Origin of the sequence: Escherichia sp. Lx600-2 (assembly GCF_036662595.1) — a bacterium.
In the GTDB taxonomy this organism is placed as follows: Bacteria; Pseudomonadota; Gammaproteobacteria; order Enterobacterales; family Enterobacteriaceae; genus Escherichia; species Escherichia coli.
Window position 1 is genome coordinate 1 of the sequence record NZ_JAYQWM010000004.1, and the last position, 13,236, is coordinate 13,236.

At 48.6% G+C, this 13,236-nt stretch carries 12 protein-coding genes and 1 rRNA gene; 2 read left to right on the forward strand and 11 right to left on the reverse strand.

All coding sequences use genetic code 11. The features are described 5' to 3' along the window. A 5S ribosomal RNA gene (rrf, locus tag OQV04_RS24990) occupies nt 1–79 on the forward strand; the annotation flags it as partial. A 62-nt stretch (nt 80–141) separates the two neighbouring features. Here the strand turns inward: rrf and OQV04_RS02065 are convergent. The 7 genes from OQV04_RS02065 to acrE form a co-directional block, all read right to left on the reverse strand. Further along, nucleotides 142–900 (reverse strand): amino acid ABC transporter ATP-binding protein, encoded by a 759-nt coding sequence (locus OQV04_RS02065; RefSeq protein WP_000078338.1) that lies wholly within the window; start codon nt 898–900, stop codon nt 142–144. A 7-nt stretch (nt 901–907) separates the two neighbouring features. Further along, nucleotides 908–2,011 carry an amino acid ABC transporter permease gene (locus tag OQV04_RS02070; RefSeq protein WP_101969534.1) on the reverse strand — a complete coding sequence of 368 codons (1,104 nt, stop codon included), beginning with the start codon at nt 2,009–2,011 and terminating at the stop codon, nt 908–910. Between the two features lie 9 nt (nt 2,012–2,020). Next, nucleotides 2,021–3,202 (reverse strand): amino acid ABC transporter permease, encoded by a 1,182-nt coding sequence (locus OQV04_RS02075; protein WP_332641592.1) that lies wholly within the window; start codon nt 3,200–3,202, stop codon nt 2,021–2,023. A 67-nt stretch (nt 3,203–3,269) separates the two neighbouring features. Then, nucleotides 3,270–4,295, reverse strand: coding sequence for an amino acid ABC transporter substrate-binding protein (locus OQV04_RS02080; protein ID WP_000738568.1), 1,026 nt, complete (start codon nt 4,293–4,295; stop codon nt 3,270–3,272). 430 nt (nt 4,296–4,725) lie between these two features. Beyond that, a complete protein-coding gene (locus OQV04_RS02085) occupies nt 4,726–4,947 on the reverse strand; it encodes a membrane protein (protein WP_000825639.1) in 222 nt (73 codons plus the stop codon). Nucleotides 4,948–5,199: 252 nt separating this feature from the next. Next, entirely contained in the window at nt 5,200–8,304 is a 3,105-nt protein-coding gene (acrF, locus tag OQV04_RS02090) for a multidrug efflux RND transporter permease subunit AcrF (RefSeq protein WP_032281677.1), read from the reverse strand. An 11-nt stretch (nt 8,305–8,315) separates the two neighbouring features. Continuing rightward, nucleotides 8,316–9,473 carry a multidrug efflux RND transporter periplasmic adaptor subunit AcrE gene (gene acrE / locus OQV04_RS02095; RefSeq protein WP_000160336.1) on the reverse strand — a complete coding sequence of 386 codons (1,158 nt, stop codon included), beginning with the start codon at nt 9,471–9,473 and terminating at the stop codon, nt 8,316–8,318. A 398-nt stretch (nt 9,474–9,871) separates the two neighbouring features. Here acrE and acrS point away from each other — a divergent pair, with 398 nt between their 5' ends. After that, a complete protein-coding gene (acrS, locus tag OQV04_RS02100; protein WP_001603879.1) occupies nt 9,872–10,534 on the forward strand; it encodes a multidrug efflux transporter transcriptional repressor AcrS in 663 nt (220 codons plus the stop codon). 2 nt (nt 10,535–10,536) lie between these two features. On the opposite strand, the gene OQV04_RS02105 is transcribed toward acrS, so the two are convergent. The 4 genes from OQV04_RS02105 to dusB form a co-directional block, all read right to left on the reverse strand. Continuing rightward, on the reverse strand, nt 10,537–10,716 hold the full coding sequence (locus OQV04_RS02105) for a DUF2556 family protein (RefSeq protein WP_001295275.1): 180 nt from the start codon (nt 10,714–10,716) through the stop codon (nt 10,537–10,539). Nucleotides 10,717–10,799: 83 nt separating this feature from the next. Next, nucleotides 10,800–11,684: an adenine-specific DNA-methyltransferase gene (gene yhdJ / locus OQV04_RS02110; protein WP_045177481.1), complete on the reverse strand. Its 885-nt coding sequence runs from the start codon at nt 11,682–11,684 to the stop codon at nt 10,800–10,802. Between the two features lie 85 nt (nt 11,685–11,769). Next, the gene (gene fis / locus OQV04_RS02115; protein ID WP_000462905.1) at nt 11,770–12,066 is read right to left on the reverse strand and encodes a DNA-binding transcriptional regulator Fis; all 297 of its coding nucleotides are present in this window, start codon (nt 12,064–12,066) and stop codon (nt 11,770–11,772) included. Between the two features lie 25 nt (nt 12,067–12,091). Beyond that, nucleotides 12,092–13,057 carry a tRNA dihydrouridine synthase DusB gene (gene dusB, locus OQV04_RS02120; RefSeq protein ID WP_001219652.1) on the reverse strand — a complete coding sequence of 322 codons (966 nt, stop codon included), beginning with the start codon at nt 13,055–13,057 and terminating at the stop codon, nt 12,092–12,094. Between the last annotated feature and the right edge of the window lie 179 nt (nt 13,058–13,236).

Below are 13,236 nucleotides of genomic sequence, written 5' to 3' on the forward strand. Positions count from 1 at the left end.
TGCCGAACTCAGAAGTGAAACGCCGTAGCGCCGATGGTAGTGTGGGGTCTCCCCATGCGAGAGTAGGGAACTGCCAGACATCAAATCAAGCGAAAGGCCATCCGAAAGGATGGCCTTTTTGCTTTTCGAACTAACATTCAATTAATGGATTACCTGCGATAAAAATGCCCTCGTACGCTCTGATTTAGGATGCGCAAAAAATTCATCAGGTGCAGCTTGCTCCACTATTTCGCCACGATCCATAAAAATCACCCGGTCAGCGACGGTTCGCGCAAACCCCATCTCATGCGTTACACACAACATTGTCATACCCGATTGCGCCAGCCCAATCATCGTATCCAGCACCTCTTTCACCATCTCCGGATCGAGCGCCGATGTGGGCTCATCAAACAACATAATTTTCGGCTTCATACACAGCGAGCGCGCAATGGCAACGCGTTGCTGCTGACCACCTGAAATCTGTCCGGGAAACTTATGCGCATGTTCGGCAATTCTCACCCGCTCAAGGTAATGCATCGCCAGAGCTTCAGCCTCTTTCTTTGGCATCTTGCGTACCCAAATCGGTGCCAGGGTACAGTTCTGTAAAACGGTCAGATGAGGGAAGAGATTGAAATGCTGAAAGACCATTCCCACTTCCTGCCTGACGCGCTCAATATTGCGGATATCTTCATTAAGTTCGATGCCATCTACCACGATCCGTCCCTGTTGATGTTCTTCCAGATGATTAATACAACGAATGGTTGTCGATTTACCGGAACCTGAAGGGCCACACAGAACGATCCGTTCTCCCGGTTGCACGGTTAAATTTATATTTTTCAAAACATGGAATTGTCCATACCATTTATTGACGTTTTCCAGCGTAATCATCGCGTTAGCAGGTTGCAGTAAAATTTGGCTCATAGTGTCCTCAATGCGGTGTACGCCCGGTGTTAAAACGTTTTTCCAGATGCTGGCTATAGCGCGACATGCTGAAACAGAAGATCCAGTAGATCAGCGCGGCGAAAACATACCCTTCCGTCGACATACCCAACCAGGCGGGATCAACGGTTGCCTGCTGAACGCTACTGAAAAGATCGAACAAGCCGATGATGATCACCAGGCTGGTATCTTTGAAGAGTGCGATGATGGTATTTACCAGCCCAGGAATTACCAGCTTCAACGCCTGTGGCAGAATAACCAGCCCCTGAGTTTTCCAGTAACCCAACGCCAGCGACTCTGCCGCTTCATATTGCCCTTTAGGCAGCGCCTGTAATCCGCCTCGCACGACTTCCGCAACATATGCTGACTGAAACAGGATCACGCCAACCAGCGCGCGGATCAGTTTGTCGATACTGGTGCCTTCTGCCATAAACAACGGCAGCATGACCGAAAACATAAACAATACGGTAATCAGCGGTACGCCGCGCCAGAACTCGATAAAAATGACCGATAAGATACGCACAATCGGCATATGGGAGCGGCGACCTAACGCCAGTAAGATCCCCCACGGTAGCGCCCCCGCAATCCCAACTGATGCAATAATTAAAGTTAGCGTCAGCCCGCCCCATTGCCGGGTTTCAACCCGCTCAAGAGCAAAAAAACCGCCATACATCAGCCACCAGACAATCAGTGGGTAAATCACCGCCCAGGCCGCAATATAGCGACCGCGATGCGGGAGTATTTTCCAGAACATTGGTGCGATCGACACAAGCCCAATCAGTAATGCGAGGTTAATTCGCCAGCGTTGGTCGTGTGGGTAAAGCCCATACATAAACTGACCAAATCGTTCGTGGATGAAGACCCAACAGGCACCGGCTTTTGTGCAGTCGGCACGCGTTGAGCCAACCCAGTTAGCCTGCAAAAATGCCCAGTTCAGCAACGGTGGGATCAGTTCCCACATCAACCATATGCAGCCAATAGTCAGCAGGCTATTGCTCCAGCTGGAGAACAGATTTTTTCGCACCCACACCATCGCGCGGTTTGAGTTATGGCTCGCCGGGCGCGGGGGATGAGACAGCAATACTTTTGTCATCATGACTCCTTAGCGTTCAACGATCGCGATGCGGCGGTTATAGATATTCATCAGCAGCGAGATAGTCAGGCTGATAATCAGATAGACCGACATGGTCATGGCTATCGTCTCGATGGCTTGCCCCGTCTGATTCAGCACGGTGCCGGCAAACAGCGAAACCATATCGGGATAGCCAATAACGGCGGCAAGAGAGGAGTTTTTGACGATGTTGAGATACTGGCTGGTTAACGGTGGAATAATCACCCGCAATGCTTGGGGAATAATGACCTGGCGTAGCGTAACCGGGTTGGGTAATCCCAGTGACCGAGCCGCTTCATGTTGACCATAAGGCACTGCCTGGATCCCAGCGCGGATAATCTCGGCGATAAATGCAGATGTATAAACCGAAAGTGCCAGCGTTAAGGCTGCCAGTTCAGGAATTAAAACCATCCCGCCGCGGAAGTTAAAGCCTCGTAGGGCTGGGACATCCCAGTGTAGTGCTGCGCCAAAAAGCCATTGCGCCAGTAAAGGCAAACCAATGATCAACACTGCGGCGATCGGCCAGGTGCGGCGCAGTTGTCCGGTCTTTATCTGGTATGTTTTATTAAAGCGGAATAGCCCAACAGAAAGGACTATAGCCATAACAACAGCCAGGATAAACGCAATAAATCCGTCTCCCAGCTGCGGTGACGGAATATAAAGCCCACGATTGCTCAAAAAGGCCAGATCAAACGCGCTCACAGCCTGGCGTGGTCCGGGCAAATTGCGCAACACGGCAAAGTACCAGAAGAAGATTTGCAGCAGCGGGGGAATATTACGGAAGATCTCAATATAAATTGTGGAAAGCTTTCGTAGCAGCCAGTTATCCGAAAGTCTCGCCAGACCGATAAAGAAGCCCAAAACAGAAGCGAACACAATACACAATGCAGAAACCAGTAGCGTATTGAGTAAGCCGACAATAAAAACGCGTCCGTAGGTGTCGCCCTGCTGGTAATCGATCAAATGCTGGACAATACCGAAGCCAGCGCCGCGATCCAGAAAGGCAAAACCTGAAGTAATGCCACGATTATTGAGATTCGTTACAGTGTTGTGAAATAACCAACCAACAATGCCGACAACAGCAACAACGGCAAGGATCTGGAATAACCAGGCACGAACCGTAGGGTTGGCAAAGGAGAGTGAGCCTTTAACGGTTGAGCGGCGATGAGACATAGAAACCTCGGAAAGCATAACGCTGAAGAGAGCGCCGCCGTAGCGACGCTCGTTACCTCACACCGACTTAACGCACGGGCGGCGCGTACTGAATACCGCCGTTATTCCAGAGATTATTTTGCCCACGTTTAATTTTCAGCGGGCTTTCTGAACCTACGTTACGCTCAAAAATTTCCGAGTAGTTACCCACCTGTTTGATGATGTTATAGGCCCATTTATTATCCAACTTCAGATCCTTGCCGTAATCGCCTTCTTTACCCAGCAGATGTGCCATATCAGGCGTTGCTGGATTAGCCGCTTTTTCATCGACGTTCTGGGAATTGATGCCCATCTCTTCAGCATTTAGCATGGCGAAAAGCGTCCAGCGTACAATCGAGAACCATTCATCATCGCCACGACGAACTACCGGCCCAAGCGGTTCTTTAGAGATAACCTCCGGTAAGACAATCCATTCAGCCGGGTTGCTTAATTTGATGCGCAGGGCATACAGTTGGGATTGATCCGAAGCCAGCGTATCGCAGCGACCAGATTCCAGTGCCTTCGCTGATTCGTCAGAGCGATCGAAAGTCACTGGTGTGTACTTCATATTGTTTGCCTTGAAATAGTCGGCGACGTTGAGTTCGGTATCAGTACCCGCCTGAATACAGACGGTAGCGCCATCCAGTTCTTTCGCGCTTTTTAGCCCCGCTTTATCGTGCGTCAGGAAGCCAATGCCGTCGTAATAAGTGACGCCAGTAAATGCCATTCCCATCCCGGCATCGCGAGATGAAGTCCAGGTCGTATTACGGGAGAGCAAATCCACCTCCCCTGACTGTAAAGCGGTGAAGCGTTCTTTTGCAGTGAGCGGGGTATATTTCACTTTCGTGTCGTCACCAAATACAGCAGCGGCAACACCACGACAAATATCAACATCAATACCTGAAAATTTACCGTCAGCATCGGCATAAGAGAACCCAGGTAATCCATCACTGATCCCGCATTGCACAAAACCTTTTTTCTGTACGGCATCAAGCGTCGCGCCAGCATGCGCCTGATTAGCAACGGCAAGCAGCACGCTGGCGGCAGCCAGTGTGGCTATCATCATCTTTTTCATAATGCTTCCTGTGAGGCGAAAATTATCGTTATAGGACGTTTGGGAAACGTCTTTTACCTGTCTGTGGCCATCCTCTTATAAGCAAAAGTAGTGCCAGCTTTTGCGCACGATTTCGCGTCGCAATAAGCTGAGTGTAGACAGGAAATAATAAAAACAGCGCCCCGCAATGGTGCGAAAATGAAACATGCGCCACATTTTGGCGCAAAATATTTACGCGTGTTTTACTAAGCAGAATAATGATTGTTAGCGTGAGTATATTTCTGGTGGGAAGTGCGAAAGTTAAATTGATGCGTTATTTCGAAAGCAGCGAAATAACGCGATATAACATGCTAAATCAGCAGAGAATTAGCCAGCAGAATATAGCAATATTTTATCTTATGTAAAGATACTGTATCGTTAAACAGAGCGCGAAACTCCGCGCCCTGTTCAGTTATTTCGACAGAGCGATGATCCCCATCGTCAGGCCAGCAACAGCTGCTGCTCCGCCAGCAATAGCCCCAGCCGTTTCCCAGTTATCCTGAGTTGTGCCTTTCATACAGGTATTGGTGTGAACCAGACGCCCCTGATCGTCATAAACCGGAACGCAGGGCGAATCGTGAGCACAGCCCGCCAGCAATGCGGTGAGCAATGCCACAGGAATTAATCTTTTCATGGTGTTACCTCAGTAATAAACGCTAACGCTTAATAAGTTAACTCTCTTATTAACGAGCTGAATGCCATTTTATCACCGGAGGTTATAAATCTTACGGAATGAATAATGACAAATTATGTGAATTGTAAAAATAGTGAAGGGAGCGGGAACTATAGAAAGTTTTTAAAGAGTGAGTGGAAGAATATTTTATTAATTTTTATGGGTTTCACTGGAAATAATAAAGGCGCCCGAAAGCGCCTTTATGTTTCTGATTTATCCTTTAAAGCAACGGCGGATCACCACAAAGAACACTGGTACGAAGAAGATTGCCAGCAACGTTGCAGAGACCATTCCGCCCATTACCCCGATACCCACTGCGTTCTGCGCGCCACTGCCGGCACCGTTACTGATAGCCAGCGGTAATACGCCGAGAATAAAGGCGAGAGAGGTCATCAGGATAGGACGCAGACGCATACGTACTGCCATTAGTGTCGCTTCAACAACACCTTTACCCTCTTTCTCCATGAGATCTTTAGCGAACTCAACAATCAAAATAGCGTTTTTGGCCGACAAGCCAATTGTCGTTAGCAAGCCCACCATAAAGTAGACGTCATTTTTTTGATTAAAGAGTGTCGCCGCCAGCAGCACGCCGACAATCCCTAACGGCACGACTAACATAACCGAGACAGGAATTGACCAGCTTTCATAGAGTGCAGCAAGGCACAGGAAAACAACCACAAAGGAAATTGCTACCAGAGCGGGAGCCTGGTTTCCCGATAAGCGTTCCTGATACGACATACCCGTCCAGTCATAACCAATGCCCGCAGGTAATTTTGACGCAAGGTTTTCCATCAACGCCATGGCATCGCCGGAACTGGTTCCTGGCGCGGCTTCCCCCTGAATCTCCATTGACGGCAGACCGTTGTAGCGTTCCAGTCGCGGAGAGCCATACACCCAATGTGAAGTGGTAAAGGCAGAGAATGGCACCATTTCGCCGTTGGCGCTGCGGACATAAAGTTTATCGACATCTTCTGGCAGCATACGGAATTTGGCATCCGCCTGAACATACACCTTTTTCACGCGACCACGGTCGATGAAGTCGTTAACGTAAGTCCCACCCAACGCCGTTGAAATGGTCTGATTGATGTCAGAAAGTGAAACACCTAATGCCTGCGCCTTTTCCTGGTCAACTTCCAGTTTAAACTGCGCGGTGTCTTCCAGGCCATTGGGACGCACGCTGACTAAGCTGGCAGGATGTTGCGCCGCCATACCAAGCAACTGGTTACGGGCCTGGGTTAGGGCATCGTGACCCAGCCCAGCCTGATCAATTAACTCAAAGTCGAAACCCGTTGCCGTGCCCAGTTCAACAATGGCTGGCATATTGAATGGAATGACAAAACCGTCGCGGATCTTGCCCAACTCCATTTTGGCACGATGGATTACCGCTTCCGCACTGTTTTCATCACCATTACGCTCTTCCCACGGTTTCAGACTGACGAAGGCCATACCGGCGTTTTGTGCCTGGCCGCTGAAGCTAAAGCCGTTAACCGTAAAGACACTTTCAACATTTGCTTTCTCGTTCTTCAGATAGTAATCCGTCACTTGATCCAACACTTTTTGCGTCCGCTCTTGCGTCGCGCCAGCGGGTAACTGAATCATGGTCAGAAAGACACCCTGATCCTCTTCAGGTAAGAAGGAAGACGGAAGACGTAAAAACAACACCACCATTCCTGCAACAATCAGCGCATAGATCAGTAAATATCGTCCTGTGGAACCGAGGATTTTGCCGACGCTGTTGGTGTAGTGGTTAACGCTATGATCGAAGGTGGTATTAAACCAGCCGAAGAAACCACCCTTATTTTCGTGATGCTCAGCTGAGGTGGGTTTGAGCAGTGTTGCACATAACGCAGGGGTAAGAATCAATGCCACCAGAACAGAAAGCGCCATTGCCGAAACGATGGTGATAGAGAACTGACGATAAATTGCCCCAGTAGAACCGCCGAAGAATGCCATCGGAATAAATACCGCTGACAGCACCATCGCGATACCCACCAGTGCGCCCTGTATTTGCGACATTGATTTTTCCGTCGCTTCTTTTGGCGGGAGCTTATCCTCCATCATCACGCGCTCGACGTTCTCCACCACCACTATCGCATCATCGACGAGCAGCCCGATGGCAAGCACCATCCCGAACATCGTTAGTGTGTTGATGGAGTAACCAAAAGCGGCGAGGATGGCAAACGTCCCTAACAACACCACGGGTACCGCAATGGTGGGGATCAGCGTTGCTCGCATATTCTGCAAGAACAGATACATCACCAGGAACACCAGCATAATAGCTTCGAACAGTGTTTTTACCACTTCGTGAATAGAAAGCTGGACGAATGGCGTGGTGTCATAAGGGTAGAGAACCTTCATTCCCTGCGGGAAGAATGGCTGTAATTCCGCCAGTTTTGCCTTAATGGCTTTCGCGGTATCGAGAGCATTCGCGCCGGTTGCCAGCTTAATACCCAGGCCCGCCGCCGGTTTTCCGTTGATGCGAGCGATAACGTTATAGTTTTCACCGCCAAGTTCAACCCGTGCGACATCTTTCAGATGCACCACCGAGCCGTCACTGTTTACGCGCAGGGTCACTTTGCCGAATTCTTCCGGATTTTTTAACCGCGTCTGAGCAATAATCGAGGCATTCAACTGTTGCCCTGGTAACGCTGGCGTTCCGCCCAACTGTCCGGCAGCGATCTGATCGTTCTGTACCTTCAACTGGTTAATCACATCAACCGGTGTCAGTTTATATTTGTTTAGCAGATCGGCGTCCAGCCAGATACGCATCGCATACTGTGCGCCGAAAAGCTGTACGTCACCGACGCCATTCAGACGGCTAAGCGTATCTTTAACGTTAGAGGCCACATAGTCCGAGATATCGTCCTGTGTGGTGTCTGGGTTATCAGAGACAAAGCCTGCCACCATCAAATAGCTGCTACTGGACTTTTCAACACTGATCCCCTGCTGCTGAACCTCCTGCGGCAGCAACGGCGTGGCGAGCTGGAGTTTGTTCTGCACCTGCACTTGCGCGATATCAGGATCGGTCCCGGACTGGAAGGTAAGGGTAATTGTCACGCTACCGGCGGAATCGCTGGTGGAGGACATATACATCAGGTTATCGATACCGTTCATATTCTGTTCGATAACCTGCGTCACCGTATCCTGCACGGTCTGCGCATCAGCGCCCGGATAGTTTGCTGAAACAGAAACCGCAGGCGGTGCAATGGTTGGATACTGAGCGACGGGCAATTGTAGGATCGCCAGTGCGCCCGCCATCATCAGAATAATGGCCAGCACCCATGCAAATATCGGTCGTCGAATAAAAAAGTTTGCCATGTCAGATTACCTTACTTCGATGCAGTATCTGCGGGGGTATCGGTAGTGGCTTTAACCTGCTCTCCCGGACGCGCTTTTTGCAGGCCGCTGACAATGACTTGATCGCCAGATTTCAGACCTTCGCTAATCAACCATTTATCGCCAATCGCCTGACTGGCAACGACAGGGCGCACTTCCACCTGACTTTTATCGTTAACAATCAGCACGGTTGCATCACCACGCGGTGTGCGGCTAACGCCTTGTTGCGGGATGAGAATGGCGTCAGGTTGGACGCCTTCATCAATCCGTGCACGCACAAACATACCCGGCAAAAGCGTATGTTGCGGGTTAGGGAAGACAGCACGTAGGGTTATGGAGCCGGTGCTTTCATCAACGGTCACATCGGAGAATTGCAGCGTACCTTTCAGGGGATAGGTTTGACCGTTTTCCATGACCAACTCTACGTTGCTGGTGGCGTTTTCCTTATGCAAATTTCCTTGCTCTACGGACTGCTTCAGCCTCATAAAATCGTTGCTGGATTGGGTCACATCAACATAGATAGGATCGAGCTGCTGGACAGTTGCCAGTTCAGTCGTTTGCCCATTAGTGACAAGAGCGCCTTCGGTCACAGTCGATTTGCCGATACGTCCGCTAATTGGCGCAGTCACTTTGGTATAAGCAAGATTGATGCGAGCGCTTTCGACTGTGGCTTTTGCGGCAATCACGGCGGCATCGGCCTGGCGAGCATCAGCAATGGCCTGGTCGTACTCCTGCTGGCTGATGTATTTCGTACCCACGAGCGGAACGTAACGTTTTACCGTCAAATGCGCGATGGCGGCGGCGGCTTCACTTTTCGCCAGTTCGCCTTTCGCGCTGTCATAATTTGCCTGATAGGTCGCGGGATCGATCTGGTACAGGGACTGGCCTGCTTGCACATCGCTGCCTTCAGTGAAATTGCGATTCAGTACGATCCCGCTAACCTGTGGGCGAACTTCGGCTATACGATAAGCATTGGTGCGGCCTGGTAATTCAGTCTTAACTTCTAACGGGGCCGTTTTTACAATATGAACGGTAACCTGCGGTTCACCGACGTGAGCTTTCTCTTCTCCCTTATCGTTACAACCGGCGATTAAAGCCGCGGAGATCAGAATAAAGGAGGGCAGGAGGAAAAACCTGGCATGTTTCGTCATTACTATTCCTCAAAAAACCAAAAGCGCGTTATTTACCCAAAAAGGCAACGCGTTAACTCGCAGAAAGAAAAATACAGTTCGCTATCCTACAAATTATCATTCGTCGATGTAAGGAATAGTTATGAATACAGGCGTCTCAAGGCACATAAACACAAAAAAAGATTAATATTCTACTGTTTTATTTTGACGCGGGTTGAAAGAGGCAGAATTAAAACCTCGTAAATTGAAATATATATTGATGTAGTGAATGTATCTTAGGTAAATAATATATATTATTTATTTAACGATCTATAGCAACTCAATATTAGCCTCTCGTATAAATACACATTAGGTGATAGATTAACCTTCGCTATTTTCTCACTCTGTGTCGAATATATTTATTTCCTGAATAATTAATCATGGCAAAAAGAACCAAAGCCGAAGCTCTGAAGACCCGGCAAGAACTGATTGAAACTGCCATCGCCCAGTTTGCGCAGCATGGCGTAAGCAAGACGACGCTCAACGACATTGCCGACGCCGCTAACGTTACGCGTGGCGCTATCTACTGGCACTTCGAAAACAAGACTCAACTGTTTAATGAGATGTGGTTGCAACAGCCTTCATTGCGGGAGTTAATCCAGGAACACTTGACGGCTGGATTAGAGCATGACCCGTTTCAACAATTGCGTGAAAAATTGATTGTCGGCTTGCAATATATTGCCAAAATTCCCCGCCAGCAGGCGTTGCTGAAAATCTTATATCACAAATGTGAATTTAATGATGAGATGCTGGCCGAGGGAGTGATACGCGAAAAGATGGGCTTTAATCCGCAGACTCTCCGCGAAGTATTGCAGGCATGTCAGCAACAAGGTTGTATAGCAAATAATCTCGATTTAGATGTTGTGATGATTATTATTGATGGTGCCTTCAGCGGAATTGTTCAAAACTGGTTAATGAATATGGCGGGTTATGATCTTTATAAACAAGCACCCGCACTGGTCGATAACGTATTAAGAATGTTCATGCCAGATGAAAACATAACGAAATTAATTCATCAAACGAATGAATTAAGTGTCATATAAATTCACATTCTGTCCTGAAAATTCAGTTCGTCACAGTTAACCAGTTTTAGTGGATTAACTGAGTTCATATTGCGGCATTTGTCTGTTTCTGTTGCCAGCAGTTCAATCCACTGCATCAGTAAAGTATCAAACAGAAAAACGAAGACAGCGAAAACGACGAGCCACCAATACTTGCGAATCATTACCTGAGCCTGTGCATGTTTAACCAAGTCTGGCAGGAAATATACACGAAATGAATAATCTGAAAACCAGGCTTACACTTCCTTTACTTTGCAATGAGATCGGGGTCAACTTCGCTTAACCGACTTCGTTTTGACAGGTTGCCGGTCTTTCTTTTTTTCACTTTCGCCAGTTCTTCCGCAGAGTAATGCGACGCGACATCCAGCCGTCGAAGCCCCATTTTGATGTACTCGCTGTTGATCTCAATACCAATGAATTTTCGCCCGCTGGAGACGGCTACGGCACCGGTAGTAAAGCTACCGGCAAACGGGTCGAGAACGATATCGCCTGGGTTGGAAGAGGCGAGAATAATGCGTTTCAGTAAGGCTTCCGGTTTTTGCGTCGGGTGGTTCTCATATTCATCCATCAAATAACGCACGCGCGGAAAATCCCAGACGTTACCCGGTACTTTTTGATGATTGTAAGGCTGTGGAGGATTTTTGCGATAATCGATCAACGCGCGCTGCGATCCGGTTTTGGCTTCTACCAGAATAGCATCACCGTTGAACGTGTAGTTCTTTGCGTCTTTCACCATCATCAGGATGGGTTCATACATGGAACCGTAGTGTTTTTTCGCCTGCACTCCAGAACTGTCATATGACCAGACGATGCGACTTTTGATGGTAAAAAGCTTGCGGCACTGGAGATCGATAAAGGGCATGTTTTCCGTACTGTTCATGATGTACATGCTGCCCTGCTTTTTCAGAACGCGGTGGCACTCTGCAATCACTTCAAACAGCCAGTCGATAAACAGATCTTCTTTCCAGGCTTCGATCAGACCATCAAAATTTTTACCGATGCTATACGGTGGGTCGGCAAAGATCAGATCGACGCTTTCAGTAGGTAGCTTTTTAAGTTCGGCAAGGGCATCACCGTGAATAATGGTCTTAGCTTCATTACCAAATCGGGTTGGTTCACATCCTGTTTTCATGGTCACTCCCTTTGTGACACCTATAAAAAAGGCGCTTCCCCATGCCGAGTAGCGCCTTTTTAATCAAGCATTTAGCTAACCTGAATTAGTTCATGCCGTATTTTTTCAATTTTTTACGCAGCGTACCACGGTTGATGCCCATCATCAGCGCAGCACGGGTCTGGTTACCACGGGTGTATTGCATCACCATGTCCAACAGGGGCTGTTCTACTTCAGCCAGTACCAGCTCATAGAGGTCATTCACATCCTGACCATTCAGTTGAGCAAAATAGTTCTTCAGTGCCTGTTTAACCGAGTCACGCAGGGGTTTTTGGGTTACCTGATCCTGAGAGTTAACGGTAGAAACGGTCAGTACGTCAGAATTTACGCGTTGTTCGAACATAGTTCTGTCAGCTCTTTATTTCTGTTTACGCAAAATTTTCGAAGTATGCCTCCAACGCCTCCAGCTGTTCGCTGGCATCCTCAATGGCGTTGAATGTGCGCCGAAACTGGTCATTTGGAGCGTGTTCCTGGAGATACCAGGAAACGTGTTTACGTGCAATTCGGTACCCTTTTGCCGGACCATAAAAGTCATGCAGTTCCCGAACGTGCGCGCAAAGCAAGCGCTTAACCTCTGCCAAAGGCAGCGGGGGCAGCAACTCCCCAGTGTCCAGATAATGCTGGATTTCCCGAAAGATCCAGGGTCTTCCCTGAGCTGCGCGGCCTATCATCAGGGCATCCGCCCCTGTATAGTCGAGCACAGCTCTGGCTTTAAGCGGGTCAGTAATGTCGCCATTCGCGATAACCGGAATGGAAACTTTCTGCTTAACTGCCCGAATACTGTCGTACTCAGCTTCTCCATTGAACAAACAGGCGCGTGTACGGCCATGAATGGTCAGAGCCTGAATGCCACAGTCTTCAGCCAGTTGGGCAATCTCTTCGCAGTTACGGTGTTCCGGTGCCCAGCCGGTGCGAATCTTCAGGGTAACAGGAACGTCCACTGCATTGACGACCTCGGTAAGGATCGATTTAACGACATCCGGGTACTGCAAGAGGGCTGAACCTGCGAGCTTGCGATTCACTTTTTTAGCCGGGCAACCCATATTGATATCAATAATCTGGGCACCGCTTTCCACGTTAATACGTGCTGCATCTGCCATTTCTTTCGGATCGCTACCAGCAATTTGCACGGTGCGAATACCGGGTTCATCAATGTGCACCATCCGTAAACGAGATTTGTCGCTTTCCCAAACCTGTGGGTTAGAAGACATCATCTCGGATACTGTCAATCCGGCTCCCATCTCGTAGCACAACGTCCGAAAAGGTCTGTCAGTAATGCCAGCCATGGGCGCTGCGATCAGGCGATTTCTGAGCTGATATTGTCCGATGCGCATGAGTTAAGAAATGACCATACTGTGACTGCAAGGCGGCGTATATTACGCATTTTTTGCACGAGATGAAAGGCCAAACTTTGACCAATCCTCTGAGATGGATCAAAGAATTGCATTTAAAATGAGCGTGGTGCGATAATTACTCATAAAAATCATCATATTAGAAAATAGTGACTAAAATT